General features: G+C 48.3%; 24 protein-coding genes. 21 read left to right on the forward strand and 3 right to left on the reverse strand.

The features are described 5' to 3' along the window. Positions 1-150 precede the first annotated feature (150 nt). From DXD02_RS07945 to DXD02_RS08020, 16 genes are all read left to right on the forward strand, one after another. Positions 151-387, forward strand: coding sequence for a hypothetical protein (locus DXD02_RS07945; protein ID WP_117762113.1), 237 nt, complete (start codon positions 151-153; stop codon positions 385-387). 187 nt (positions 388-574) lie between these two features. Then, positions 575-1,642 carry a helix-turn-helix domain-containing protein gene (locus tag DXD02_RS07950; RefSeq protein ID WP_118666696.1) on the forward strand — a complete coding sequence of 356 codons (1,068 nt, stop codon included), beginning with the start codon at positions 575-577 and terminating at the stop codon, positions 1,640-1,642. 355 nt (positions 1,643-1,997) lie between these two features. Then, positions 1,998-3,155 (forward strand): FprA family A-type flavoprotein, encoded by a 1,158-nt coding sequence (locus DXD02_RS07955; RefSeq protein WP_118640593.1) that lies wholly within the window; start codon positions 1,998-2,000, stop codon positions 3,153-3,155. Positions 3,156-4,158: 1,003 nt separating this feature from the next. Further along, the gene (locus DXD02_RS07960; protein ID WP_022462435.1) at positions 4,159-4,428 is read left to right on the forward strand and encodes a hypothetical protein; all 270 of its coding nucleotides are present in this window, start codon (positions 4,159-4,161) and stop codon (positions 4,426-4,428) included. Positions 4,429-5,117: 689 nt separating this feature from the next. Continuing rightward, entirely contained in the window at positions 5,118-6,491 is a 1,374-nt protein-coding gene (locus tag DXD02_RS07965) for an MATE family efflux transporter (protein WP_118666738.1), read from the forward strand. Positions 6,492-6,579: 88 nt separating this feature from the next. Further along, the gene (locus DXD02_RS07970) at positions 6,580-7,614 is read left to right on the forward strand and encodes a 2-hydroxyacid dehydrogenase (RefSeq protein ID WP_118640587.1); all 1,035 of its coding nucleotides are present in this window, start codon (positions 6,580-6,582) and stop codon (positions 7,612-7,614) included. Between the two features lie 249 nt (positions 7,615-7,863). Further along, on the forward strand, positions 7,864-8,202 hold the full coding sequence (locus DXD02_RS07975; protein WP_055221847.1) for a P-II family nitrogen regulator: 339 nt from the start codon (positions 7,864-7,866) through the stop codon (positions 8,200-8,202). An 87-nt stretch (positions 8,203-8,289) separates the two neighbouring features. After that, complete coding sequence (locus DXD02_RS07980) at positions 8,290-9,504, forward strand: ammonium transporter (protein WP_118666697.1); 1,215 nt, start codon at positions 8,290-8,292, stop codon at positions 9,502-9,504. 30 nt (positions 9,505-9,534) lie between these two features. After that, complete coding sequence (locus DXD02_RS07985) at positions 9,535-9,873, forward strand: P-II family nitrogen regulator (RefSeq protein ID WP_118640586.1); 339 nt, start codon at positions 9,535-9,537, stop codon at positions 9,871-9,873. 96 nt (positions 9,874-9,969) lie between these two features. Then, the gene (locus tag DXD02_RS07990; RefSeq protein WP_118601248.1) at positions 9,970-10,884 is read left to right on the forward strand and encodes an ABC transporter permease; all 915 of its coding nucleotides are present in this window, start codon (positions 9,970-9,972) and stop codon (positions 10,882-10,884) included. A gap of 12 nt (positions 10,885-10,896) precedes the next feature. Beyond that, a complete protein-coding gene (locus DXD02_RS07995; protein ID WP_118601125.1) occupies positions 10,897-11,802 on the forward strand; it encodes an ABC transporter permease in 906 nt (301 codons plus the stop codon). Between the two features lie 5 nt (positions 11,803-11,807). Then, positions 11,808-12,851, forward strand: coding sequence for an ABC transporter ATP-binding protein (locus DXD02_RS08000; protein ID WP_117761474.1), 1,044 nt, complete (start codon positions 11,808-11,810; stop codon positions 12,849-12,851). Further along, positions 12,844-13,869, forward strand: a complete 1,026-nt coding sequence (locus tag DXD02_RS08005) for an ABC transporter ATP-binding protein (RefSeq protein WP_117801253.1) — start codon at positions 12,844-12,846, stop codon at positions 13,867-13,869. The genes DXD02_RS08000 and DXD02_RS08005 overlap by 8 nt, the downstream gene beginning before the upstream one ends. A gap of 92 nt (positions 13,870-13,961) precedes the next feature. Continuing rightward, entirely contained in the window at positions 13,962-15,626 is a 1,665-nt protein-coding gene (locus DXD02_RS08010; RefSeq protein ID WP_118666698.1) for a peptide ABC transporter substrate-binding protein, read from the forward strand. A gap of 122 nt (positions 15,627-15,748) precedes the next feature. Then, complete coding sequence (gene hisC / locus DXD02_RS08015; RefSeq protein ID WP_158565853.1) at positions 15,749-16,831, forward strand: histidinol-phosphate transaminase; 1,083 nt, start codon at positions 15,749-15,751, stop codon at positions 16,829-16,831. Between the two features lie 278 nt (positions 16,832-17,109). Then, entirely contained in the window at positions 17,110-17,715 is a 606-nt protein-coding gene (locus DXD02_RS08020; protein WP_117761470.1) for a type IV toxin-antitoxin system AbiEi family antitoxin domain-containing protein, read from the forward strand. Between the two features lie 91 nt (positions 17,716-17,806). On the opposite strand, the gene DXD02_RS08025 is transcribed toward DXD02_RS08020, so the two are convergent. From DXD02_RS08025 to DXD02_RS15425, 3 genes are all read right to left on the reverse strand, one after another. Continuing rightward, positions 17,807-18,928, reverse strand: coding sequence for a radical SAM/SPASM domain-containing protein (locus DXD02_RS08025; RefSeq protein WP_118666699.1), 1,122 nt, complete (start codon positions 18,926-18,928; stop codon positions 17,807-17,809). Between the two features lie 175 nt (positions 18,929-19,103). Further along, positions 19,104-19,496 (reverse strand): hypothetical protein, encoded by a 393-nt coding sequence (locus DXD02_RS08030; RefSeq protein ID WP_118666700.1) that lies wholly within the window; start codon positions 19,494-19,496, stop codon positions 19,104-19,106. Continuing rightward, complete coding sequence (locus DXD02_RS15425) at positions 19,493-19,831, reverse strand: PqqD family peptide modification chaperone (protein ID WP_158580112.1); 339 nt, start codon at positions 19,829-19,831, stop codon at positions 19,493-19,495. The genes DXD02_RS08030 and DXD02_RS15425 overlap by 4 nt, the downstream gene beginning before the upstream one ends. Positions 19,832-20,143: 312 nt before the next feature. Between DXD02_RS15425 and DXD02_RS08040 the strand changes: the two genes are divergently transcribed. The 5 genes from DXD02_RS08040 (at position 20,144) to DXD02_RS08060 (ending at position 26,284) form a co-directional block, all read left to right on the forward strand. Further along, entirely contained in the window at positions 20,144-21,067 is a 924-nt protein-coding gene (locus DXD02_RS08040) for a hypothetical protein (protein ID WP_158580113.1), read from the forward strand. After that, the gene (locus DXD02_RS08045; RefSeq protein ID WP_118666703.1) at positions 21,064-21,543 is read left to right on the forward strand and encodes a S24/S26 family peptidase; all 480 of its coding nucleotides are present in this window, start codon (positions 21,064-21,066) and stop codon (positions 21,541-21,543) included. Before DXD02_RS08040 ends, DXD02_RS08045 begins: the two co-directional genes overlap by 4 nt. Further along, positions 21,540-22,856 (forward strand): nucleotidyltransferase domain-containing protein, encoded by a 1,317-nt coding sequence (locus DXD02_RS08050; protein WP_118666704.1) that lies wholly within the window; start codon positions 21,540-21,542, stop codon positions 22,854-22,856. The genes DXD02_RS08045 and DXD02_RS08050 overlap by 4 nt, the downstream gene beginning before the upstream one ends. Beyond that, complete coding sequence (locus tag DXD02_RS08055; protein ID WP_118666705.1) at positions 22,828-24,618, forward strand: ABC transporter ATP-binding protein; 1,791 nt, start codon at positions 22,828-22,830, stop codon at positions 24,616-24,618. Before DXD02_RS08050 ends, DXD02_RS08055 begins: the two co-directional genes overlap by 29 nt. Before the next feature lie 142 nt (positions 24,619-24,760). Then, complete coding sequence (locus DXD02_RS08060; RefSeq protein WP_118666706.1) at positions 24,761-26,284, forward strand: ABC transporter substrate-binding protein; 1,524 nt, start codon at positions 24,761-24,763, stop codon at positions 26,282-26,284. Positions 26,285-26,429: the final 145 nt, after the last annotated feature.

Below are 26,429 nucleotides of genomic sequence, written 5' to 3' on the forward strand. Positions count from 1 at the left end.
TTTAAAACCCTTACCGGCAACGGAAAGGTCTTTGCTGGAGGCAAAAGTTCCTGTAGTAAAGCGTAGAACCTCATGTGTTTATGCAGATTTGAGAGACTTAATTTCAGAAATGGAACTGCGAAAAGCAGCATAAACACAGGCAGATATACCGTGGACTACCTGTTATGTGGAGACCTGCCGTATCCGGCATGGAAGAAGCGCGTATCCGCGCAAGATCTAAGAAACAGGCGTATCCGCCGATATTTTGTCTGCCGCCTAAAGCGGTTTGAAGCACGTGACTTTAGTCATGTGAGGTTCACTTTCTGGAAACTGCTGGTGATCTTTCTGGAGAGAACCATCATTGCTATTCCGCTGATCGTATTGTTTGCAAATATGATCGGGCTGTAAATACAGGAAAATACAAGATCCCCGATTTGGCACTTTTGTGCTGAATCGGGGATTTTTTGGCGTAAAAACGCAGGTAAAGGATTCGTAGATTGACAAAACAGCCTATTTTCGCCTATTCTGAGACTGTAAAAACGCTCCGCTGGGCAACATGAGACGGTGCGGGAACAGCAGGAGGAAGGGGCACGACGTGGAAGCGAAAGAGTTCGGGCGGTTTATTGCCGGAATGCGAAAAGAGAAAAAGATGACGCAGGCAGAGCTTGCGGAAAAGATTCATGTGACGGATAAAGCCGTCAGCCGGTGGGAGCGGGGACTTGGCTTTCCCGATATCCAGACGATTGAGCCGCTGGCTCAGGCACTTGGGATTTCTGTGCTGGAACTGATGCGCTCCGAACGGCAGGAGAAGGCGAAGGAAGAGGCGGCGCCGGAAATTCAGTATACTCAGAAGGAGGTGGCCGAAATGCTGCAGAACGCAGGTGACATTTCAAGGCAGCAGAAAAAACAGGACCGGAACGCAAATGTGATCGCGGGATTTCTGGTGATCGGTGTGGCAGCGGCAGCGTGGGCGGCAAAGATCGTAAACGTGGGCGGCGGCCTGATTCTAGGCGGTCTGGTGGCAGCAGCGTTTGTATCGCTGTGGTATTTCTTCCAGAACCTCGATGATGAAGAAAGCCGGAAAGTCTATGGGGCAGCATCCATTCTGTCTATCGGCATTCTGGCATCCCTGGTAAATTTCGTCTGGGGCGATCAGCTGGCAGAATTCATTCCCGGCGGTCTGGAACGAAAAGAGCAGACCTTCTGGACCCTGTGGTATCTGTTTGTTCTGGTAATGATGATGATCGGAACCATTCGATGTATCCGCCGGCAGAGACAGAAAAAAGAAAAGAAATACAAAACCGTTCTTTTCACGGCAATTATGGCGACGATCATGTTTGTAACACTGTGGCAGTATCAGAACACCATGCAGAACCGGTACAAAAACACAGGAATCTGGAGAGGCGCACAGCAGTACGCCGAGGTGCTGCTGAAAAGAAACAAAAACCTCGAAAACGACTGGCTGATCGGCGATGAGTCCTGGCGCGAAGGAAACAAAAATACTTTCGAAATTCGCCTTACCTATTACGCTGATGCCGATGACGCAAAAGAGGGACGTGAAAGCGAATATCAGTACAAGATTCATTTTGATGATGTTGACGGCTACGTCATCAAATCAGAAGGCGTACCAGAGAAAGAGATTGTTTTCCCGGAAAATAAATAAGAAGTGAGAAACGGGATTCCATTCTTGCGCCTCCCACAGAAAAAGACTATACTCATAGTATCAGCATGTACGCTCGGAATCTTTCTGCACTTGCTTTTGCGACTGGCGGTTGGAATCAGTTATGATAAAGAAACAAAAGAACATGCCTGTAAAATAGAAGTATTGTGATGATTTGCAAGCTGTGGAAAAGGGATATCGTGTGTGTGAACGGAGAAAAGCAAGTAAAAATAGTAATCTTTACTATTTTTACTTGCTTTTTCCTTGCTTTTTCCTCCATCATAGGATAATATAAAAATATACGGTTCGGAGCAGGTTCCGGGCAGGAAAAAACAAGATGGAAAGGATATGGATTTTTATGAAAATTACAGAGGATATTATCTACGCGGGAGTCAACGATCATCAGGTAGACCTGTTTGAAGGTCAGTACAAAGTGCCGAACGGCATGGCATATAATTCTTACGTAATTCTCGATGAAAAAACGGCAGTTATGGATACCGTAGATGCAAACTTTGCGGATGAATGGCTGGCAAATGTTGCGAAAGCACTGGATGGCAGAAAACCGGATTACCTGATCGTACAGCATATGGAGCCGGATCACTCTGCGAATATTGAAAACTTCGTAAAAGCATATCCGGAAGCAACCGTTGTTGCAAACACAAAAACCTTTGCCATGATGAAAAACTTTTTCCCAAAGATGGATCTCGCCGGAAGGAAACTGGAAGTAAAGGACGGTGAGTCCCTTACGCTCGGAAAACACGTTCTGACCTTCGTGTTCGCTCCGATGGTACACTGGCCGGAGGTTATGGTTACATACGACAGCACGGACAAGGTTCTGTTCGCAGCAGACGGTTTTGGAAAATTCGGTGCACTCGACCGCGAGGAACCATGGGATGACGAAGCACGCCGTTATTTTATCGGTATTGTCGGAAAATACGGTTTGCAGGTACAGAAGCTCCTGAAAGTAGCAGGTACGCTGGATATCCGGAAAATCTGTTCCCTGCACGGTCCGGTTCTGACGGAAAATCTTGGCCACTACATTGAAAAATACGATATCTGGTCTTCCTACCGCCCGGAAGAAGAAGGTGTTGTGGTTGCCTATACTTCTGTTTACGGCAATACAAAAAAAGCTGCCGAATTGCTTGCAGATAAGCTGAAAGAAAAAGGCTGCCCGAAGGTCGTTGTTTACGATCTGGCAAGAGACGATATGTCTGCTGCCGTAGCGGATGCTTTCCGTTACAGTAAGCTGGTTCTCGCAACGCTGACCTACAATGCAGGAATTTACCCGTTCATGCAGGATTTCATCAACCGCCTGACAGAGCGCAGCTTCCAGAACCGCACCATCGGTCTGATCGAAAACGGAAGCTGGGCACCGACCGCAGCGAAAGTGATGAAAGGTATGTTTGAAAAGAGCAAAAATATCACCTGGACAGAGAATAATGTAAAAGTAATGTCCGCTGTGAAGGAAGAGAACGTAAAAGAGATCGAGGCACTGGCCGAAGAACTCTGCAAATAAGAAATTAAGAAGAGAAGAAAGAATATGGGAAAAATGCTCCGCTGGACTTTGCGAAAGGCAAAGACAGCGGAGTCTTTCGTTCTCCTCTTTTGGAAAGAAGATTCTGTGGAGTTCCGGAGGGAGCAGGATCGCCCTGCGGTGGGTCAAAAAAAGCCGGGGGTTGAATTTTGCGAAAGCCTGCGGCCGCCTCTTTGTAAGTGAGACTGCATCAGGTTTCTGATCTTTCGATTTTAATGTCACAATATTCTGAAAATAATAAAATACAAAATAAATTAAAAGAAAGTATTGACAAAACAGAGAAGATGAGTTAATATAAGATCAACAAAAGAAAAGAGAACAAAAATAAAAACAAGAAAGAAACATCAAGACGAAAAAGAAACATCAAAACGAAATCTAAGAAAGTAAGAGGTACAGTCCAATGGCATAGTTAATCTGAACATCAAAAAAATCTCTGAAGAGTTTACATATAGAACCTAAAGGAGATGATTCCAATGAAAGGCAGAGGCCCATAGGGAAAAAATAAAAAACAAAAAAATCCAGGAGGTACGGTCCAAAAGGAACATAACGAAATACCCCGAAATCAATGAAAGCAGCAGGTGTATAAAATGAAATTACTGGAAATTCATTAAAAGCCCGGTCGAGAAAAAAATAAATCGATCGGGCTTAAACTATGTCTGCTGAAAAATCTGTTTGACTGCCCTGCGGTCTGCGCGAGCCGTGAAAGCAGAAAAGACGCTGCAGCCTCGAAAGAAACGAGAGCATACAGCGTCCTTTTTATTTAAAAGCATCGTCATATCCTCCTGAAAATAAATTGGTACAACAACGTTGTTGAAAATAAATTATATTTTGAAAAGGCATTTTTCTTTCAAGAATCAGTGTAATACTTGTACGCATGTGTTTACGAGTTGTTTTTTACAAAAACGATTCTTTTTCAGATGGCTGGTTTTGGCAAGGTAAGTATGGTAGAATAAGAAACGGAAAATGGATAGGAGGAAACGAATCTATGTATTACGTACCAGACGGAACCAAAACATGTGGTTATTATGAATGCAAGAAATGCGGCAACCGCTTTTTATCCCTTCAGACGATGGAAAAAATTCCATGCCCGGACTGCGAGGCAGAGGTGGATTATGAGATCGGACCTGGCGAATCTTTGGAGGATGTGCTGGATACCGCAGTGCTGCTGCAAAGAATTGAGGGCGAAGAGGAAGTGGAAAAGATGGATGCACTCTTAAGTCTTGCGATTACCGGCGGAGATTTTGACTGGATCTGATATACCGGAGTCTTTTTCAAACAGGCGCCGGACAGGTGGCGGATATTTGATGAAAGCAAAGTCTGGCGTTCGCTCTGAATTTTCACAGAATTTTGCCGGAGTTTTTCCGCGATTTTAAAAGAAAACAAAGAAATTTCAAAGGTTCATGAGAAAAATGTTCAGAAATGACTGAAAAAATATCGGCAAAATTGTATAAAATTGACAGAACTGACGCAAAAGACCGGAAATCATCGAAAAATTTAAGGATTGACAAAAAGCGGGAATTCCGTTAGAATGTGCCTATGTTGAAAAACAGCAGAGCAATGGAACAAAATAAAGACAACGCAACGGAGCGGTTCTGAAAAAAGAATCTCTCCGTTTTTTTATTTCTTCCCTTTCTCCCAGGTTTAAATTTCTCCCGGAAAACACTCTCAGGAAACCAGAAAATGATCTGTCTGTTTTTCAAGATAAACTCCATATAAGTAATGGATTCGCGAAGGCGCGGTACGAAGGGAAAGCTTTGTGCCGCGTTTTTCCATCCAAAGGATACCTGCAAATGGCAGTAAAAAGTTCGCAACGGGGCGATCTGGAAGGAAGACTTCCAGGTCGTTTTTTGTTATCAAAGGTATCAGGGACTGCTTCTGAAAACCAGATTTGATTTTGTCAGAAACAGGACAGAAAAAATGCAGAACCGGAAAGGAGAAAGTCCGATGGAAAACACAAACGTCTTATTTGACCGAAAGCGTCTGGTCCGGCTGATCGTTCCCTTGATTGTGGAACAGGTGCTGGCCGTTACCGTCGGTATGGCAGACATGGTGATGGTATCCGGAGCCGGTGAAACGGCTGTTTCCGGAATCTCACTTGTCAATACGATCTGTGTACTGCTGATCGTGATTTTCACATCGATGGCAAGCGGCGGTTCCGTTGTCGGAGCCCAGTTCCTCGGAAGCGGGGATAAGAAAACAGCGTGTCACGCAGCCGAACAGCTCGTTATGATCTGCGGACTGATTGCACTTGTCATCTGCGGCATTTCCTTTTTCGGAAACCGCTGGATTCTCCGGGTAGTCTACGGATCGGTGGAAGAGCAGGTTATGGCCTACGCGGTGGAATACTTCTTCATTACATCGCTTTCGTTTCCGTTTCTTGGAATCTACAATGCGGGGGCGGCGCTTTTCCGGGTTATGGGAAACTCAAATATTTCAATGGTTACTTCCATCGTGATGAATGCGCTGAACATCATCGGAAATGCTGTTTTTGTTTTCGGCTTTGACATGGGAGTTGCAGGCGTGGCACTTTCCACTTTGATTTCCAGAGCCTTTGCCAGTATTGTGATTCTTGTACTGCTGCATCAGGAAAAATACGAGATCCACTGTACGAAATGGTTCCTGGCCGGATGGGACAAGGAGATGATGAAAAAGATCTTTTCCATCGGTGTTCCGCAGGCACTGGAAAACAGTATGTTCCAGATCGGAAAGCTGTTGACCCAGAGCATGATTGCCGGATTTGGAACAGCATCGATTGCAGCAAATGCCTGTGCAATGACCGTGGAACAGCTTGCTTTTATGCCGGGATCGGCGATGGGACTTGCCATGACAACCGTGGTTGGCCAGTGTGTCGGAGCGGGAGATTATAAGCAGGCGAGAAGCTATACAAAGAAGCTGATCACAGGAGCCTACGCATTCCTTTGGATTCTGAATATCCTGCTTCTGGCAGCAGCACCACTGTTCGCCGGAGCATATAACCTTTCCGATGGCGCTTACCGGATGGCAGTGATTGTGATCCGATACCACAGCATCTGCTGTATGATGATCTGGCCGCTGGCCTTTACCCTTCCGAACACGATGCGTTCTGCCGGCGATGCCAAGCTTACGATGACGGTCAGCATCCTGTCCATGTGGTTCGTTCGAATTGCACTGGCGTATCTGATCGGTGTTTCCCTCCATGTGGGACTCCTTGGTGTCTGGATTGCACAGACCCTCGACTGGGTAGTCCGTGCAGGATTTTACATTGTCCGGTATCTTGGTCATAAATGGGAAAATAAATCCGTTGTAAGGCAACAGGAAAAGGAAATTCTTGCAGAATAAAAACAGAAGAATCAACTTGTCGGCATACTGGAAATCCATCTTGAAATCGGAACATAAAAAGACAGAAGTACAACAGGAGGCGAGGCGTATGAAAGAAGAAAACTATGAGGTAGTCGTTTTTCAGGGAGACCCGGGAACCATCGATCTGACGTACGAAGAAATAGAAGCAGAGTGGAACAAAATGCTGCAGACCGTACCGCAGATTGGAAAGTTCCGTATCATCCATCAGGAGAAAAAGAGGTACACCTTCGAAGATTACAGCAGTCAGATCGGGAACGCCGACGCAGCACTTGGTATCTGGGTCCACAAAGGAGTGATCAACGAAAAGCTCTTTGAAGCGCATCCGAATCTGAAATATATCGCAACGCTGGGACATGGATTTGAAGACTTCGATGTGGAAATGACAAGACGCCGGGGCGTGACCATAACGAATACGATTTACGGCGATGTCACCATTGCCCAGTATGCGATGGCACTGCTCATGAACATCTGTCATAACGTGACGGTACAGAGCGATTACACCAAAACAGGGTACTGGAAAGAAAAAGAAACGAATCCGCAGGCAAGCTACAATCAACTGTTCGTGCCGCAGATTGAGCTCTACCAGAAAACGATGGGAATCATCGGACTTGGCGCAATCGGCCTCTGGACGGCAAGAATGGCAAAGGGCTTTGGCATGAAGGTCATCGCAAACAGCCGTCACAAAAAGGCGGGGCCGCAGTATGACGGCATCGAGCAGGTCAGCATGGAAGAAATCTTCGAACGGTCGGATGTAATCTCGATCCACTGTCCACATACAAAGGAAACAGAAAACCTGCTGAACCGTGAAGCATTTGCCAAAATGAAGGACGGTGTCATCATTATCAACACCGCACGGGGAATCATCATCGATGAGGAGGCGCTTCTTGAGGCGCTGGAATCGAGAAAGGTTTATATGGCAGGACTCGATGTTGTCGCAAATGAGCCGCCGCAGTATCAGATTCCGCTGATGCAGTCGCCGTACACCTTTATTACTTCCCATATCGCCTGGCAGCCGAAGGCAGCAAGACTCCGCGCAGTAGATCTGGCGGTGAAAAACTTCCGGTCTTACCTGGAGGGAATGCCGACAAGTGTGATTAATTAAAAACAGCGGATTGTGAAAACAGCTGCAAAAAAACGACTGTAAAAACAACTGTAAAAACAGCAGAGCTGCGGAACAGTCCAGGCATGAAAGAAGAGGTTAGAAAATCTGTCAGAAAACAGATTTCTATATAGAAGCAGCAGAGCCGGTAAATGAATGGAAGAGAAAATCGGGAAGGCGGATAAAAAAGAAATCCGCAGCCGGAAAAATCAGAAGCTGTACAGGAGCCGGTTCGGAAAGGGAGGGAGAATCATGAAAAAGCTGGAAATTGTAATTCGTCCGGAGAGCCTCGAAAACCTGGAGCTACTCCTCGAGGAGCAGAAGGCAAACGGTATGATGATCACAAATATCCTTGGATATGGAAATCAGAAGGGATATCGTCAGATGTACCGTGGAGCGGAAATCGTGGCCAAAATGCTTCCGAAGGTTAAAGTGGAGACCGTTGTGGAGGACGACAAGGTTCCGAAAATCGTTGATTTTGTTGTGAAAAACCTGTCAACCGGAAACTACGGCGATGGAAAAATTTTCGTTTACGATGTCGAAGATGCAGTGCGGATCCGGACAGGTGAGCACGGCGAACAGGCACTTTAAAAAATCTGAAAGCTACCGTTTCAGGATGACCGTTTCAGAAGATCTGCAGACGGGAACAGGTAAGATGGGAATGAGGAGGAACTTATTATGGAAAACACACAGGTATTACTCAATATCGTATGGACCATGGTCGGAGCCTTTCTGGTGTATTTTATGCAGGCCGGATTTGCCATGGTGGAGACAGGATTTACAAGAGCGAAAAACTCCGGAAACATTCTGATGAAGAATATGATGGATTTCGTGCTCGGCTCTATTTTCTTCTTTATCATCGGATTTGCGCTGATGTTCGGAGGAAGCAATGCATTTATCGGAACAGCAGGTTTCTTTCATCCGAAATCGCTGGCAGATGCAGACGGCATGTTCAACGGACTGCCGATCGGCGTATTTATGATTTTCCAGACCGTGTTCTGTGCAACATCGGCCACGATTGTATCAGGTGCTATGGCAGAGAGAACCAAATTCATCTCTTATTTGATTTACTCCGCAGCCATCAGCGTTTTCATTTATCCGATCACCGGACACTGGATCTGGGGCGGCGGCTGGTTAAGCCAGATCGGGTTCCATGATTTTGCAGGATCTACGGCAGTTCATATGGTCGGCGGTCTGTGTGCCCTTGCCGGTGCAAAAATGGTCGGACCTCGTATCGGAAAATATACAAAAGGGGGAAAACCGGTTGCTATTCCTGGTCATAACCTTCCGCTTGGAGCACTTGGTGTCTTTATCCTCTGGTTCTGCTGGTTCGGATTTAACTGTGGATCGACCACAGCAGCAACCTATAACCTTGGCGACATTGCCATGACCACAAACCTCGCAGCAGCAGCAGCAACGCTTGTTACCCTGATTGTTACCTGGGTACGTTATGGAAAACCGGATATCAGTATGACAATGAACGGCGCACTGGCCGGACTGGTAGCTATTACAGCAAGTTGTGATGTAGTCAATGATTACGAGGCACTGTTCATTGGAGCAGTTGCAGGTGTTGTCGTTGTATTTGCAGTTGAATTCTTTGATAAAGTCGTAAAAATCGATGACCCGGTTGGTGCAATCAGTGTACATGGTGTCTGTGGAGCACTCGGAACCTTATTCACCGGCATTTTTGGTGAGGGATGCAGCTTTATCACCCAGCTGATCGGTTTTGTAGCAGTTGCGGCATATACCCTGATCCTGGCGTTCATTCTGTTCTTTGTCCTGAAAAAGACCATCGGACTTCGCGTAACCGAGAAAGAAGAGATCGACGGACTGGATATGCACGAGCACGGATGCAGCGCTTATGCAAACTTCCACTTCCATAATGATAAATAAAAAAAGGATCAATAAAAAGGTGGTGCGGATATGAAAAAGCTGACAGTTATTGTCAAACCCGCGAACCGGGAGGATGTCATCGACATCATGGAATCGTGTGCCGTGTACGGCGTGATGGAAACGGATATCACCGGATATGGAAACCAGAAGGGTTACCGGGTGATGTACCGCGGAACCATGAGCGGACCGAATGTACTGATGAAATGCAAATTCGAGACCGTCGGTGACGATAAGACAATTGCAGTATTAAAAGGCTTCCTGGAAAAGAAGCTGTGTACCGGAAATATCGGAGACGGAAAGATTTTTGTCGAGAAAGTGGCAGATGTCATCCGGGTTCGTACCGGTCAGCGCGGCGAGGAAGCATTATAAAAACAAAAGACAGTAAAAAGGTGCAAAGAGGCAGCCAGAACAGATCGTTCAGCTGCCTCTTCTGAGTTAAAAAAGCCGGAACGGGAGGAATGCTGCATGGTAAGATACATCATAAAACGTTTATTCATTGGAGTGGTGACGATCTGGGCACTGATCACCATTACCTTTTTCCTGATTCGGATTATGCCGGGCAGCCCGTTCGAGGCAGACAATCTTTCCCAGAGCGCCATTGAGCAGCTCGAATCGACCTACGGGCTGGATGAACCCATGTGGAAACAGTATATTCTTTACATGGAAAATCTGATGCACGGAGATCTCGGCATTTCCTATAAAAAGAACGTTTCTGTTAATACACTGATCGCAAGAGGATTTCCGTACACGCTAAGCATCGGACTTCTCTCTATCGCGGTATCCGCTTTCATCGGTATTCTGATGGGTATCTGGATGGCGACGAGCAAGCGGCTGGCAGTGAAAAACACCTTGCTTGGAATTGCGACGCTGGGGGTCAGTATCCCGGGATTCGTCACAGCGATCCTGCTGATGATGGTTTTCGGTGTCTGGTGGCCGGTACTCCCGATCGTCGGTCTTGGTTCTCCGGCCAACTACATTCTTCCGGTGGCAGCACAGTCATTCGGACAGATCGCTTCGATTGCCAGACTGACCAAGAGTACGTATTCCGAGGCGATCCAGATGGATTACGTAACGATGGCAAGAGCGAAGGGACTTAGCAATCTGTACATCACCGCGCGTCACGTCCTTAAAAATGCACTGATCCCGGTTGTCACCTATTTCGGACCGGCCATCGCATTTCTGATCACAGGAAGCTTCGTCGTAGAATCTATTTTTTCCATTCCCGGAATCGGACGTGAATTTACGAATGCCATCACAAACCGTGATTATACCGTAGTCCTTGGCTTCAGTGTTTTCATCGGTGTGATTATCACCGTTGCCAACCTGGCGGTGGATATCATTTGTTCCCTCATTGACCCGAGAATCAAACTGACAAACTAGGAGGTGACTGTTATGGACTGGTTTTCACCGATTGATCCATCCAAAAAGAACAGCGAGTTTATTGCCGTGGAGAGCAAAAGCTTCTGGAAAGCGGCATGGGGAAGATTTAAGAAAAATCCAATGGCAGTCCTCGGACTGGTCGTCATCCTCCTTCTGGCGGTGATTTCTATTTTCGGGCCGATGATCAGCCCCTATGCATACGATGCACAGGACGCAGCCAATCAGTACGCGGGCTTTTCGGCACAGCACATTTTCGGAACCGACAAATTCGGCCGTGATGTATTTACAAGACTCTGCTACGGAGGCCGCATCAGCCTGGCGATTGGTTTTGGAGCAGCCGTCATCAACACCGTTCTCGGTGTGGTGATCGGTGGACTGTGCGGCTACATTGGTGGAAAATTTGATAACTTTGTGATGCGTATTGTGGATATCATCTACGCAATGCCATCTATGATCTACGTTATTCTGATCATGATGGTTCTCGGATCGAATGTACGAAGCATTCTGATCGGTATCTGCATTCCGGGCTGGATCGGCATGGCACGTCAGGTAAGAGGCCAGCTGATCGCCTTAAAGGAGCAGGAATTTTCCATGGCAGCACTCGTCATCGGAGCAAGCGATGCGAGAATTCTGTTCCGCCATCTGCTGATCAATGCCATCGGGCCGATCATCGTACAGATTACTTTCCTTGTTCCGAACGCCATTTTCACCGAAGCCTTCTTAAGCTTCATCGGAATCGGCATTTCCGCTCCGATGGCAAGCTGGGGTTCCATGGCGCAGGATGCCCGACAGGTGCTCACCATGCACCCGGGACAGCTGCTTTTGCCGACCATCTGCATTTGTATCACCATTTTCTCCCTGAACTTCCTCGGTGAGGGAATCGGCGATGCCTTTAATCCAAAGAAAACCAGGGGGTGAAGCGTATGAGTTTACTCGAAATCAGCCATCTCACAACAAAATTTGAAACGCAGCAGGGAACCGTCAGCGCAGTCCGCGATGTTTCCTACCATCTGGAAGAGGGCGAGGTACTTGGTATTGTCGGCGAGTCCGGTTCCGGAAAAAGTGTCGGCATGCTGACCCTGATGGGGCTTCTGGCATCGAACGGCAGAGTGGAAGAAGGAGAGATCCTTTTCGACGGAGAAAACATTTCTCCGCCGCACACGAAGGACCGGAAAGAAAAACGGGCTTATGAAAAGAAAATGCAGCAGATCCGCGGAAACCGCATCGGCATGATTTTCCAGGATCCGATGACATTTCTGAATCCGATCCTGAAAATCGGAATTCAGATGACAGAGGGAATTCGAAAGCATCAGAATTGCTCTAAAAAAGAAGCGGAAGCGAAAGCCATTGAGCTGATGCGGCAGGTCGGAATTCCAAGTCCGGAAAAACGGCTCGATCAGTATCCATTTGAATTTTCCGGTGGCATGCGGCAGAGAATCATTATTGCGACGGCGCTGGCGTGTGATCCGAAGCTGATTATCGCAGATGAGCCGACAACCGCACTGGATGTGACCGTACAGGCACAGATTCTGGAGCTTTTGAAAAAGCTGACGAAGGAAAAAGGAACCTCCGTTATTATGATTACCCACGACCTCGGCGTTGTCGCTTCTATGTGTGACCGGATTGCCATTATGTACGCAGGACAGATCGTAGAAGAGGGAACCGTCGATGAGATTTTCTACGAACCGCATCATCCGTACACGAAAGGTCTTCTGAACAGTATCAACAATTCGGCAAAGGATAACGACGAACCGCTCGTTCCGATTCCGGGAACACCGCCGGACCTCTTAAAGCTTCCGAAGGGCTGCGCATTTATGAGCCGCTGTCCTTACACTATGAAGATCTGTGAGGTACAGGCCTCTCCGGTGACAACCTACAGCGAGACGCACTGCTGCAGATGCTGGCTGGAATGTATGGATGAAACAAAAATCACAGTTTCCGGGGAGGAGGCGGCTGCCAATGAGTGAAAATGTACTGGAAGTAAAAAACCTGTGTAAATACTTTGATGTGAACAGAGGAATGAAGGGAGCACAGAAGGTCATTGCCGTAGATGGTATTTCCTTCGAGGTAAAAAAAGGGGAAACCTTCGGACTGGTCGGAGAATCCGGCTGTGGAAAAAGTACACTTGGCCGCACGATTTTACGGATCTATGAGCCGACAAAGGGCGAAATCGTTTTCGAGGGAGAAGATATTTCCAGGCTTTCCCGGAAAAAGATGCTTCCCTACCGGCAGAAGCTGCAGATGATCTTCCAGGATCCATATGCATCCTTAAATCCCCGTTTTACCGTCGGTGAGATTATTGAGGAGCCGATGGTGATTCATCACATGTACGATGAAAAAAAGCGAAAAAAACGCGTGCAGGAGCTGCTGGAAACGGTTGGATTAAAACCGGACCACATCCGAAGATATCCGCATGAATTTTCCGGCGGCCAGAGACAGCGAATCGGAATTGCGAGAACGCTGGCACTCGAACCGGACTTTATCGTCTGCGACGAACCGATTTCGGCGCTCGACGTTTCCATCCAGGCACAGGTCATCAACCTTTTGGAGGATATTCAGAAAAAAGAGGGTATCAGCTATCTCTTTATCGCACACGATCTTGGCATGGTAAAGCATATCAGCCACCGGATCGGTGTCATGTATCTGGGACACATGGTAGAGATCGGAGAATCCAATGATGTTTACCGCCGTCCGCTTCACCCATATTCGAAGGCACTGCTTTCTGCAGAGCCGATCCCGGATCCGAAGACCGCAAGAAGCAGAAAACGAATCCTGCTGGAAGGCGAAATCCCGAGTCCGATCCATCCGCCGAAAGGATGCCCGTTCCACACGAGGTGCCCCTACGCTATGGAAGAATGCAGCCAGGCCCGCCCGGCAACGTATGATATTGAGGGCAGGAAAGTGGCTTGCTTCTTATATTCCCCGCGGTATTTGAGACAGAGGGAGGGTCTGGCAATCGAACCGCTGCTGGCCGGAGCAAAATAGAACCATTCCGGTGCGGCAGGTTTGGGAACAGAGGTTTCAGGGACCGGAGCTGTGTTTCAAACAAGCATCAGCAGCAAAAGGAGGAGAACATTATGAGGAAATTATGGAAAACAACAGCGACACTGGCAGCGGCTGTTCTTCTGGCAGGATCCCTTGCCGGATGCGGAAGCAGCGGAGGAAGCAGCAGCTCTTCCGGAGGAGGCAAAAGCGGCAGTACTTCCGATATGATTGTAACAACGATGAATACCGAGGCCGGAAGCCTGGACAGCGCAGGAGAGAGCGGTTTATGGTGGTGGTCCTACGATGATGTGTGTATGGCCCCGATCATGGAAATGAAAGAGGACGGTTCCTGGGATTACATTCTGGCAGAAAGCGTTGATGTCAATGAGGATATGACACAGTACACCGTACACCTCCGCAGCGATGCAAAATGGAGCAACGGAGACGATGTGACAAGTGCCGATTTCAAAAATACCATTGTCCGCGCACTGGATCCGAACTGCAAGAGTGGTTATTCCTCAATGCTTTACCCGATTGCGGGAGCTGAGGAAATGTACAACGGAACCGGCGATGAGAGCGGTCTTGGCGTAGACACCAGCGATGACAAGACCATTGTGTTCAACTTAAAGGAGCCGTGCGCTTACTTCGAACAGCTCTTTGTACTTCCGGTTTATATGCCGACGCATCGTGAGCTTCAGACCGAGACCAACGGCGACTGGGCAATGGGAAATGACATGGATGCGCTGGTAAGCTGCGGACCGTACTACCTCGCAGAGTATGTACCGAACCAGTACAGCGTTTATAAGAAAAATGAAAATTACGTTCAGGCAGACCGGATCAAAACCGATACGATCAAAAAAATGGTTATGGACGATACACAGTCCATCATTAATGCGTATAAATCCGGTGAGCTGAACTTTATCTCAGCAGATTATACCGTTATGGACGAGTATAAAGACAGCGATGGGCTGATTACTTCTCCATCTCAGACTAGTTATTATGTACTGTTCAATGTAAATGAAGCACCATTTGACGATGTCCGCGTCCGCCAGGCGTTCTCTATGGCAGTCAACCGCGATGAGGTAGCTTCCGCGTGCGGTTCCTCTTATGAGGCAAGTGATTTCTTCGTAGCAAAACATCTGAAATCCTCCGCAAGCGGCAAGGACTGGGCAGAGGAAGCAGAGGAAGATCCGATCGGCTTTGATCCGGACAAGGCAAAAGAGCTTCTGGCAGAGGCCGGTTACCCGGATGGAGAAGGCTTCCCGGCCATCACCTACAAATACCCGAGCCTCCAGCTCGACAGCGATATGGCACAGGCCCTGCAGGCACAGTGGAAAACAAACCTTGGCATCGAGGTGGAGCTTCAGGCAGAGGAGCAGCAGGTACAGGTAGCAGAGAGAAGATCCGGCGATTTCCAGCTTGCCCGTATGAGATGGACTGCAGACTTTACCGATCCGTTCACCTTCCTTTCCATGTACCGTTCCAACGACAGCTACAACGATAACAAGACCAACTGCCCGGAGTATGACGAACTGATGGCACAGTCGAATGAGGAAAGCGATCCGACCGCCAGATTTGAGCTGCTGCACCAGGCTGAGAGCGTACTGGTAAACGACTACTGCTTCGGCGTACCGGTACTGAATTCTTCCAATATTTATCTGGTAAGCACCGACATCACAAACTTTGAGATTGACCCGTCCAGAAACATGATCCGTACCAAATATCTGATATTGGGAGACAGCTCTTCTGAGTCTTAAGCAAAAAATCGGAAAACGGGCAGGCTCCGCAGATGGCTTAGCAGCTGTTTCGAGGGGAGCCGTAAAACGGTAATTTTCCGGAAAAAAAACAATAGAAGCCGTGAAAACAGGAGGAAATGAATATGGAAGTAAATAAAATCATCAGCCACGCATTACAGAGCATGCCGCCGAGCAAACGTCAGAAGGCATTTGCGAAGGACACCTCAAAACTGATCCATATGGGATTAAACGAAAACAATTACGGAATGTCACCGAAGGCAGTGGCGGCACTGGAGGACTCTATGGCGGGAAGCCATTTTTATCCTGATTTTGCGGCAGTACTGCTGAAACAGAAGGTAGCGGAGCAGTACGGATTAAAAGCAGAAAATGTACTGACAGGCGCCGGATCGAGTGCGATGATCGATATGATCGGACTGACCTTTCTGGACGAGGGAGATGAGGTGCTGTTTTCCGCGCCGACCTACGGGGCATTTGCCGACATGGCGTATTTAAATGGCGGTGTGCCGGTCTCCGTACCGGTAACCGAGGAGCAGAAATTTAATCTCCCTGCCATGAAAGAAAAAATCGGTGAAAAAACAAAAATCGTGGTGATCTGCAATCCGAATAACCCGACCGGAACGTATGTGCCGATCGGGGAGCTGGAGGCATTCGCAGATACCCTTCCGGAGGACGTGCTGCTGGTGATGGATGAGGCATACATGGAGTTTGCTACCGAGCCGGACTGCTGCAGTATGGTTGATTATATGAAAGCGCATCCGGAAAAACCGATTCTGGTTCTCCGCACCTTTTCCAAATATTATGCGATGGCAGGCCTTCGTGTCGGCTATGCGCTGGGATCCGAAGAGCTGATTGGAATCATGCGGAAATGTTCCGCTTCCTGGAACCTGAATGTCTGTGCCCAGAAAGCGGCAGTGGCAGGCCTGGCAGACCAGGAATATTATCAGGAGCAGAAAGCCAAAATCGTGGAGGGAAGAGAATATCTGGAAAAAGAGATGGCAGCGCTTGGCTGCAGGGTTTATCCGTCCCAGTCGAATTTCATCTACTTCGATACCGGAAAAGATCCTGCCTGGATTCAGGAACAGCTGATGGAAAAGGGCATCCGTATCGGCGCTTTTGAGATGAGCCGTGTGAGCGTGGGAACGATGGAAGAATGTCAGCTGTTTCTTCAGTACCTGAAAGAGATTCTGGAAACGGCAAAGGAATAAAAAGCCGGCCGGATGCGGCATGGCATGAAGAGAGACTCTGAATGGTTACAGAGACCGTACAGAGAAAGAAACAGTACCTAAAAAAGAGAGAAGAGACCGGGTTTTCATAGTGAAAAATCCGGTCTCTTCTCTCTTCTTTTGCAGGAATGACAAAAATACAGAGAAAAAACAATCTTTCGGAAATTAAGGCTTGCCATTCGATGAAAATTGGAATATTATATGTGCAAACGTCTATAGATGAAAAACGATGTTACACATCCTGAAAGGGGAAAAAAGATATGCTTTTTAAAACATACCAGAAGATTACGACTTTATTTAAACAACATCATGGCTATATGAGCTTTTCAGACCTCCGCGATCATCAGGTGACCGTACTGCAGCTTGCAGAAATGGAAGAGGAAGGAAGTCTTGAACGTTTTGCACGCGGATGGTATTGGTGCAAAGAGTGCGGCTATGAAAAGCCAAAAGACTATCAATATATAGAAATTGCAAAGGTAAACCCGCGCGCGGTGATCTGTATGGACAGCGCTGCATGGCTTGCCGGAATGCTGGAAAAAGAGCCGGAAACCATTGCGGTTGCCACATCCCGCACAGACCGGAAAAAGATGGAGCTGGAAAATTTTGAAATCAGACGTTTTTATTTCCAAAATGCAGGTCTTCCGGGCGAAATCTGTGAGAAAGAAACAGAGTTCGGATCTTACCGCTATTATGCACCGAAAAGAACCTTCTGCGACTGTCTCCGCATGAACAACAAAATGCCGGAAGAGGTAAAAGAAGAAATCTTAACCTGGTGTCGGAAACAGAATTATCCGAAGGAAGAGATCCTTGCCTATGCAAACAAGCTTCGCGCTGTAAAAAATATTGAGGAAGAGTACCGGGAATAAGAAAAAGGATACGAAACCGCAAAGAGGCTCCCGCCGGAAAACCACCAAATGGATTCCGGCGGGAGTTTTTGTTTTTTTGCTCAGATACAACTTATGACGGATCGGAAGAAAAGGAAGCGAGCTCGGCGAGCAGCAGATCATAATAATGTTCAGCATAGCGGCAGAGATAATCGGGCGCGCCCTGATACGAACCGGTCTCTAAAAAGGAAGCTGCTGCGCAGGTGCGGCAGATCGGCCGGAAACGGCATTGCCGGCATTTTGTGCTAAGCGAAAGATTCCGGGCTTTTGCGGAAACCGTTTCCCAGGCTGCCAAAAAGCCGAGATCAAAGACCGGCGCCGACAGCTCTGAAAGCATCACACAGGGGAAAAGCCGGCCCTGCCAGTTGATAAAGAAGGAGCAGTTCCCGGCAAGACAGGAAATGTGGCCGTCCCCACGCGGGAAAGCAGGGTCGCTGACACGACGGACGGATTCCCGGACATATTGCCGGAAAATATCGGCATCCAGCTGCAGCTTCAGCGCCTGAAAGGCCAGCGCGGCAGCGTCCTCTGGATGCAGGCGTACCTGCGCATCGAAGGGGAGGGAGCGTTCCCGGACGGCGGGCATCATATAGTGATCGGCGTGAACAGGGACACCGAGCTCTTTTCCGAGGGCAAAAATCCTGGAAAAATCCTGCGGATTCTTTTTGGTTACAGAGCAGCTGATCTTCACATCCACGTTTCGCGCGCGGAGCAGCCGGACTGCGCGAAGGGTCTGATCGAAGCCCTGCGGAAAATGACACAGACGGTCATAGGAAGCGGCATCGGCACCGTAGAGCGTGATGTTGATGCGGCGCGGCGGGTATGTGGCAAAAAAATCAGCCCAGGCTTCGTCCAGCAGAGTTCCGTTTGTATTGATGGTAAGAATCATGCCCAGATTTCGAAGCCTGCGATACAGCGTTTTAAAATCCGGAAAGAGCAGCGGCTCCCCGCCGGTCAGAAGAAGAAAAACGGTACCGGCCTTCTGCATCTGCTCTGCAAGGCGAACCCATTCTTCCACTGTGCGAAGCCGTCCCTGCCGTTCCATTTCTGAACGGGACAGACGGACATAGCACATGTCGCAGTTCATATTGCAAAGCGGCAGAAGCTCAAGCGCGCCGGTAACGGGAATGTGCTTCTGGCGGGCTTTCTGGAGAAGGGAACGCTCAAAGGTCGAAGCATCGTCCATATAGTTCATAAAAATTCCTCCGAAAAAACAAAACCGGTCCAGAGGACCAGAGATTAACCGAATCAAGCAAGTAGCGAAGCGGATTGCGAAGATCCGCTTTGTCTGGGAACAGAAAGAAAAGGATCGAAACAGTTGGTTCGATCCTTTTACAGTCGTTTGAAAAAATATGATGTTGAGGGAACAATCAGGATTTTGCGGTCGTCCAGGAATCGATGTTTAAGTTGGTGGTACAGTGGATATTATCACCTTTTTCGCCTCTCCAGATGACTACATCAATACGCTTACTCTTATCAGGCCCCAGCAAGCCTGCTTTATACATGTAACCATGTGCAAAGTCGCTGTTGGATTCTGCGCTATGCGTTTCACCACAAGGATGGTAAGTACTTCCTAACAAAACATCGTCAGGAGTATTTGGTACTCCATCGGTACCATTCGTATAAACATAATAGAAATTTCTTCTTTTTCCAGCATTGCACTCAAAGTTATAAACCTTTCCACTATCTCCACAAGCCGCCACATACTCATTTGCAACAAATTCCTGAACCTCAATGACAGGTTCCATCCACTCTTTTCTCATAATGAAACAACCTCCTCTAATAATTGATATTTTAAAGTATCATGCACAAAGTTTAATACGGAATTTTGGATTTTTTCCTCCGGAGCCTCATACTCTTCTGCCGCCTGTGCAACGACCTCCGAAATGGTATGCGGCTGTTGAAATGTATTCCAGAGGAATACGGCGGTATCATTTGGAACCATTACAGCATTCGAAATCTGACACGCAGCCCCGACGGGAATGATCGCGTATTCTCCTGCGATTTCACGCAGCAGATAGTCGGCGCTGACACGATATTTCTTTTCTTTTATCGTTTGTAACAGATCCGACCAGGTCGGAGAAGCCATTGGTTCCATCAAAACCTCCTCTTGCAAAGTGCCGTGCCTTTTCGGGCGAACACCATTTCTGCCTTCCAACCGGTAAAATGGGAAAAAGCGCGCAGAAATGCAATTACAGTTATCATTACAAGTAATTATAAGAGAAAAAGGTGGAAAAGTCAAGGAAAAGCAGGAAAGAAAAGGAAGTAAAAAAAAATTACAAATTACATTACGGAAGAGAAGCGAACAATTGACGGAGCATCTTTTTTTTGCTATCATAAATGCGGAAAAAGGGATCGTGACACGATGTGTGGAAAATGGAAGATCACAGAGAAAAAAGAGGAATTTTTTATGGAAAAAACATTTCAGACAGGAAGCTTTTCCTTCCGGCTGCGCTTTCCGGAGGAGCTGGTTCTTCCGGCGGATATGGAAAAGTTTGTGGTGGAAAAGGAGTCGGCAGACTATACCTATACCATTACTATTGTCGATATACTTCCGGAGGCGGAGGGTGAGTTGCTTGTAAATCGGGTCGATCTGCAGGTGTTTCGTAACGGGGAAGGGCTGGAGAGCCGTCTGATCGGTGTGAAAGGAGAAGAACGTCCCTATGCGCTGTATCGTGAGACTGCGCAAAAGCATGCACAGGTGTTTGTCGGGAGATGGTATCTGGATGGAGTTGCAAAATATGAGGTTGTATTTCTGTCTCTTCTTGCACTGGAACGCCGCCTGTCGGAGCGGCCATGCCTGATTCTGCACTGTGCATACCTGGAGTATCAGGGGAAGGCCATGCTCTTTTCAGCACCATCTGGAACGGGCAAAACCACGCAGGCGGGCCTCTGGGAGCAGTACCGGGGAAGCCATACTGTAAACGGTGATAAGGCATTGCTCGAATATGACGGTAAAGCGTGGACGGCAAACGGCTGGCCGGTCTGCGGAACGTCGGAGGTCTGCGAGAACAAAACACTGCCGGTCGGATGCATTGTGATGCTGAGCCAGGCGAAGCTGAACCAGGCGTGGCGGCTTCGCCCGGCAGAGGCATTTACAAGCCTGTACGGACAGATCACCATGAACCGATGGGACCGGGAGGGGCTGGTGAAAAATCTGGATCTTCTCGAGCGTCTGGTGGGAAAAGTGCCGGTGTATCATCTGGCATGTGATATTTCGGAGGATGCGGTAAAAACGCTGGAGCAGGAGCTTGTAAGAGATTCGTCCGAAGAAGAAGCAAAAGCGGCCTTGCTGCAAAAAAGCGCGATGCAAAGAATGGAGAAAAAAGCATGAGGCTGGTAGACACTCGCGCCTATGTCGGAATGCTAAGAGAGCTGGTAGAGCAGGGAAAAGAAGTGCGGATGGTGATTTCCGGGAGCAGCATGGCGCCGTTTCTGATCCACGGACGGGACAGCATTTTTTTTCGTACCCCAAAGAGGGAGCTGCGAAAGGGCGATATCGTATTTTATGAGCGGCCGGGCGGGCAGTTTGTGGTGCATCGGATCTGTGGTGTCCATGGAGAAAGCTACGACCTAATCGGGGACGGACAGACAGAAATCGAACACAACGTGCGGCGGGAGCAGATTTTTGCACGGGTGACACAGGTGGAACGGAAAGGAAAAAGGCTTGCGCCGGGAAGCTTCTGGTGGGGCTTTTTTGAGAAGGTCTGGATTCGCATGATTCCGCTTCGCCCGATGGGAAACCGGATCTATCGCCTTTTATATGGAAAAAGGTCCGCACACAGGGAAAACGAAAGGGAAAAAACATGATTACAGAAACAGAAACCGCATTCCTTGCGGTGGTTCGTGCGTTTTTGACAGAAGAAAAAGCAGCTCTGGAAGAACTTGCGGTGCTGACAGAAAAACAATGGAATCATCTGTTTGTCATGGCAGCACAGCATTCGCTGCTGTCAGCGGTCTACGATGTTGTGGGTAAAACACCGGAATTTGCGGGGCTTCCGGGGGAGCTGCGCGGACAGGTAAAAACACAGGCGATGCAGAGTATTTTTCAGCAGGTTTCGCGCACAGCGCTGTTTCTTTCCGATGAAAAGGAGCTGGCGCAGCTGGGCGTGCAGCCGCTGGTGATGAAAGGAATTGTGTGTAGAAATCTCTATCCGAAGCCGGATCTGCGCCCGTCCGGGGATGAGGATCTGTTGATTCCGGAAAAGGATTTTGCAGCAGTGGATGCCTATTTTATGCAAAAGGGCTTTGTGCGGGACAAAGAAACCGCAATGCCAAATGGTGCCAAAGACGGTGATGTCCCGGAAGAGATGGGCTACATTCATCCGAAAACAGGAGCCTTCTATGAAATACATACCAGGCTGTTCAGCACAGAATCCTCTGCCTATGGTTATCTGAATCGCGCATTTTCCGATGTTTTCGCGCATCCATCCAGGGTGGAAGTGCAGGGTCAGAGCATCTTTACCTTAGAAGAAACGCATCATCTGTTCTATCTTCTCTGTCACAGCTTCAAGCACTTTCTTCACGGTGGCGTCGGGATCCGTCAGGTCTGTGATATGGTACAGATGATTCGTGTATATGGAAGAAAAATAGACTGGGAAATGTTCTGGCTGCTGTGCGAAGAGTATCATATGACGTGCTTCTGTATCAATCTGCTGGACATCGGCGAGCGGTGTCTGGGCTTTTCTTATGAAGCAAGTGGGGCAGTCCGTGCCGCAAAGAAGCTTCATCCGGATTCCGAAGCGCTTCTGATCGATATTCTCGATGCCGGTTCGTTCGGAAAATCGAGCGCGGGGCGGATCCACAGCGCAAACATTACCCTGTATGCGGCAGAGAACGGGGCGGAAAAGCACACGGCGGGGGGAATCTGGAAATCGCTGGTTCCGGAAGCTTCCTATATGAAAAACAAGTATTCCTATGCGGCGAGATATCCGTTTCTGCTTCCGGCTGCATATGTGCAGCGGATTCTGAAATGGCTGGGGCAGGGAGAAAAAGAACAGAAATCGAGCATTGAAGTGGGTGCGGGACGTGTCGAATTGCTGAAGAAATACGATATGATCCGCACCGCAGACGGGAAAAAGAGAGGAGGCGCGCATGCAGGAAGAATCCAAAGAGAAAAGTAAAGACGCTCCCTTTGAGTCTCTCCGCATCCTGTCGGAGCGATGGAAAAATGGAACGTTCTCTGAAATCATCGATGACTGGAAATGGATTTTTGGCTACAGTGCGCGCTATAAAGGTGCGATCGTTTTTTACACGATTCTCGGCATCTTAAGCACTTCTCTTGGCCTTGTCAGCAGCGTGGCAGGAAAATACCTGATCGATATCATTACCGGATACCAGATGCAGAAGCTCCCGCTGCTGCTTTGCATCATGATCGGAAGCACCGTGTTCAGCCTTGGATTTGAGAGCGTCATCAACCGTATTTCAACAAAGCTTGGCATCGCGATCAACAACGACATCCAGGCGGATATTTTCGACAAAATCGTTGATGCGGACTGGCTGGAAATCAGCAAATACGCAAACGGTGACGTACTCAACCGTTTCAACGGCGACATTGGAACGGTCAGCGGCAACGCAATTAGCTGGCTCCCGACGATTATCATTGCCGTGTATCGGTTTATTGCCACCTTTTTTGTAATCCTGCATTATGACTGGGTTATGGCACTGATTGCTTTTTTAAGCGCACCGTTTCTGCTTCTGATGTCCCGTTTTATGATCCGCCGTCAGCGGGAATACAGCAAAAAAGTGCGCGAGATGAGCAGCAACCTGATGAGCTTTGAGGTAGAAGCATTCTACAATTTCGATACGATCAAGTCGTTTGGCATCGCACCGTATTACAGCAAAAAGATGCGCTGGTGGCAGGGACTTTTCAAAGACATCAGCCTGAAATATAATCTGTTTACGATTAAAACCAATATCGTAATGTCTATTCTCGGGAGTGCGGTGGAGTTTACGGCGTTCGGATACTGCCTGTTCCGTCTGTGGACGCACGACATTACCTATGGAACCATGACACTGTTCCTGCAGCAGCGGAGTAACCTTTCCGGCGCATTTGGAAACGTGATTTCGATTATTCCGTCCTTCCTCAACAGCTCCGTCTCGGCGCACCGGATCCGTGAGCTCGTAGAGCTGCCAAAAGAAGTCCATATCCCGGAGAGTGCCGCGCTTGATCCGCTGGCAAAGGATGGTTTCCGGGTACAGATGCACGGGGTAGAATTTTCCTATATAGAAGGAAACAAAGTAATCACCAGATCGGAGTTTCAGGCCGCCCCCGGCGAGATTGTAGCGTTGGTTGGCCCGTCCGGCGAGGGAAAAACAACGATGATCCGCCTGATTCTCGGCCTTATCCGCCCGCAGGAGGGGGAAACCGTGATCATTGCCTCAAACGGAAAGACGGTTCCCATGAACGCCGAAACGCGTCATCTCTTCGCGTATGTTCCACAGGGAAATACGATCCTTTCCGGCACAATCGCCGAAAATATGCGCATGGTAAAAGAGGATGCGACCGACGAGGAGATTATCGAAGCACTCAAAATCTCCTGCGCGTGGGATTTCGTCCAGCATCTTCCGGATACCATCAACAGCCGCGTCGGGGAACGTGGCCGCGGTTTCTCCGAAGGTCAGTCCCAGCGGCTTGCTATCGCCCGCGCCGTTCTCCGTGATGCTCCGGTGCTGCTTCTAGATGAAGCCACCTCGGCACTGGATGTCACGACGGAACGAAACGTCCTCCGAAACATCATCCGTCAGCGTCCCAACAAAACCTGTATCGTTACGACGCACCGTCCGAGTGTCCTCGGCCTCTGCCAGAGAGTCTACCGTGTCATGAATGGAACCGTGACCGAACTCGATGGGGCAGAAGGGGCAAAGATGGTGGAAGATTTTTGAAAGAAAAAAGACACAAAAAGGACACAAAGGTCGGAAGAGTGATACTTCGAAGTCAAATCAGTTATAGAGTTGTAAGTCAAAATTCTGCTATAATACAATCATCAAAGGTCACACAACACGATACGTGAAAAGGAGAAAAAGTATGAAGAAAAAAGTGTTAGCAGGCATTCTTGCAGCAACCATGGCATTTTCCATGGCAGCATGCGGAAGCACAGGATCCAGTTCTGATTCCGGTTCCTCCGCAGCTTCCGGAAGCACAGCAAAGACAGAGGAAAAAGGCGAGCCGTACACTGTAACTATGGTACTGCAGGGCAGCCAGCAGCAGGATGAAGAGAGAATCGAAGAAAAAATCAACGAGATTCTGGAGCCGGAGCTGAATGCAAAGCTCGATATCGTTGTTCTTCCGTGGGCAAGCGCATCTCAGCAGTTACAGCTGATGCTTTCCGGCGATGAGAAAATCGATCTTCTGTACACAGGTGCATCAACAGCTGTACAGTATATGCATTCCGGCCAGATCATGGATATGTCTGAACTGATTGACAAATACGGCACAAACCTGAAAGATATCTATGGCGAGGATATTGCAAAAACAAATCAGATTGATGGGTTTGTCTATGGCGTTCCGAACCAGATCGAACGAGGCAGCATTCCAGCCATCTTCATGAGAAAAGACCTGGTAGAAAAGTATAATATCAATACCGATGAAATCAAAGAGCCGAAGGATATGGAGAAAGTATTTGAGACCGTACAGGCAGGCGAGCCTGATATGACAATGCTGTTCTCCAGCAACAACAGTGATACGCCTCTGAGCCGTCTGTCCCGCGCTGATGGACTTGGCGATGCCAACACGGGCGCTCTGATGGATCAGACCAACAGCACAACCGTAGAAAACTACTTTGCAAGCGACTGGTACAAGGAGACTGCAACTATGCTGCATGACTGGTATCAGAAAGGCTACATCAGCAAGGATGCCGGAACAAACACAGAAAACTGGAGAACCGTATGCAAAGCAGGAAATCTCTTCTCCTTGTTCTTTGCTTATCATCCAGGTACCCCGGTTGAGTTCCAGAGCTCCACAGGATATGAGTTTGAAATCGTACCGTTCTATGATCAGCCGATCATCAACTCATCCTCTTACGGCGGAATTATCTTCTCTGTAGCACAGAACTCCGAAAATCCGGAAAAAGCAATGCAGGTTCTCGATTATATCTATGGCAGCCCGGAGGTCATGAACCTTCTGAACTGGGGCGAAGAGGGAACCGACTACGTAGTAGAAGATGAAGAAAACGGAATCATCAACTACCCGGACGGTGTAACAGCAGACAACGTAGGCTACAGCTTTAACTGTGGATGGGAGCTTCCGAACCAGTTCATCGCATACAAATGGGATGGATCTGACCCGCAGCTCTGGGACAAAATGCAGGAGTTCAACGCTTCCGGTATCGAGTCGAAAGCACTGGGATTTGTCTTTGATAACAGCGAATATGCGGATCAGGTATCAGCCCTGAACAACGTAATCAGCCAGTACAACGGCGCACTTAGCAGCGGCTCCGGAGATCCGGAAGAACTGCTTCCACAGTTCCTGGAGGCACTGGACGATGCGGGAATCGATGATGTCATTGCTGCAAAGCAGGAGCAGCTGGATGCATTTCTTGCAGAGAAATAGGCACCATAATTTGTAAAAAGAACACGACCGGGGCAAAAGAAAATCCGGTGTGATACAGTAACCGAAGGCTCCACTCTTACCCGAAAAGATGTGGAGCTTTCTCTGTGAAAGAACCTGAAAAAACAGCCCTCATAAAAGGAGACAC

The organism is Blautia sp. TF10-30 (genome assembly GCF_003481245.1).
Classification (GTDB): Bacteria; Bacillota; Clostridia; order Lachnospirales; family Lachnospiraceae; genus Fusicatenibacter; species Fusicatenibacter saccharivorans.

What these genes read in the sequence shown, in the direction of transcription:
- DXD02_RS07955 (WP_118640593.1), top strand. Translation starts at nt 1,998, where the DNA reads ATGAAAATTACAGAGGATATTATCTACGCGGGAGTCAACGATCATCAG.
- DXD02_RS07960 (WP_022462435.1), top strand. Translation starts at nt 4,159, where the DNA reads ATGTATTACGTACCAGACGGAACCAAAACATGTGGTTATTATGAATGC.
- DXD02_RS07965 (WP_118666738.1), top strand. Translation starts at nt 5,118, where the DNA reads ATGGAAAACACAAACGTCTTATTTGACCGAAAGCGTCTGGTCCGGCTG.
- DXD02_RS07970 (WP_118640587.1), top strand. Translation starts at nt 6,580, where the DNA reads ATGAAAGAAGAAAACTATGAGGTAGTCGTTTTTCAGGGAGACCCGGGA.
- DXD02_RS07975 (WP_055221847.1), top strand. Translation starts at nt 7,864, where the DNA reads ATGAAAAAGCTGGAAATTGTAATTCGTCCGGAGAGCCTCGAAAACCTG.
- DXD02_RS07980 (WP_118666697.1), top strand. Translation starts at nt 8,290, where the DNA reads ATGGAAAACACACAGGTATTACTCAATATCGTATGGACCATGGTCGGA.
- DXD02_RS07985 (WP_118640586.1), top strand. Translation starts at nt 9,535, where the DNA reads ATGAAAAAGCTGACAGTTATTGTCAAACCCGCGAACCGGGAGGATGTC.
- DXD02_RS07990 (WP_118601248.1), top strand. Translation starts at nt 9,970, where the DNA reads ATGGTAAGATACATCATAAAACGTTTATTCATTGGAGTGGTGACGATC.
- DXD02_RS07995 (WP_118601125.1), top strand. Translation starts at nt 10,897, where the DNA reads ATGGACTGGTTTTCACCGATTGATCCATCCAAAAAGAACAGCGAGTTT.
- DXD02_RS08000 (WP_117761474.1), top strand. Translation starts at nt 11,808, where the DNA reads ATGAGTTTACTCGAAATCAGCCATCTCACAACAAAATTTGAAACGCAG.
- DXD02_RS08005 (WP_117801253.1), top strand. Translation starts at nt 12,844, where the DNA reads ATGAGTGAAAATGTACTGGAAGTAAAAAACCTGTGTAAATACTTTGAT.
- DXD02_RS08010 (WP_118666698.1), top strand. Translation starts at nt 13,962, where the DNA reads ATGAGGAAATTATGGAAAACAACAGCGACACTGGCAGCGGCTGTTCTT.
- hisC (WP_158565853.1), top strand. Translation starts at nt 15,749, where the DNA reads ATGGAAGTAAATAAAATCATCAGCCACGCATTACAGAGCATGCCGCCG.
- DXD02_RS08020 (WP_117761470.1), top strand. Translation starts at nt 17,110, where the DNA reads ATGCTTTTTAAAACATACCAGAAGATTACGACTTTATTTAAACAACAT.
- DXD02_RS08025 (WP_118666699.1), bottom strand. Translation starts at nt 18,928, where the DNA reads ATGAACTATATGGACGATGCTTCGACCTTTGAGCGTTCCCTTCTCCAG.
- DXD02_RS08030 (WP_118666700.1), bottom strand. Translation starts at nt 19,496, where the DNA reads ATGAGAAAAGAGTGGATGGAACCTGTCATTGAGGTTCAGGAATTTGTT.
- DXD02_RS15425 (WP_158580112.1), bottom strand. Translation starts at nt 19,831, where the DNA reads ATGGAACCAATGGCTTCTCCGACCTGGTCGGATCTGTTACAAACGATA.
- DXD02_RS08040 (WP_158580113.1), top strand. Translation starts at nt 20,144, where the DNA reads ATGGAAAAAACATTTCAGACAGGAAGCTTTTCCTTCCGGCTGCGCTTT.
- DXD02_RS08045 (WP_118666703.1), top strand. Translation starts at nt 21,064, where the DNA reads ATGAGGCTGGTAGACACTCGCGCCTATGTCGGAATGCTAAGAGAGCTG.
- DXD02_RS08050 (WP_118666704.1), top strand. Translation starts at nt 21,540, where the DNA reads ATGATTACAGAAACAGAAACCGCATTCCTTGCGGTGGTTCGTGCGTTT.
- DXD02_RS08055 (WP_118666705.1), top strand. Translation starts at nt 22,828, where the DNA reads ATGCAGGAAGAATCCAAAGAGAAAAGTAAAGACGCTCCCTTTGAGTCT.
- DXD02_RS08060 (WP_118666706.1), top strand. Translation starts at nt 24,761, where the DNA reads ATGAAGAAAAAAGTGTTAGCAGGCATTCTTGCAGCAACCATGGCATTT.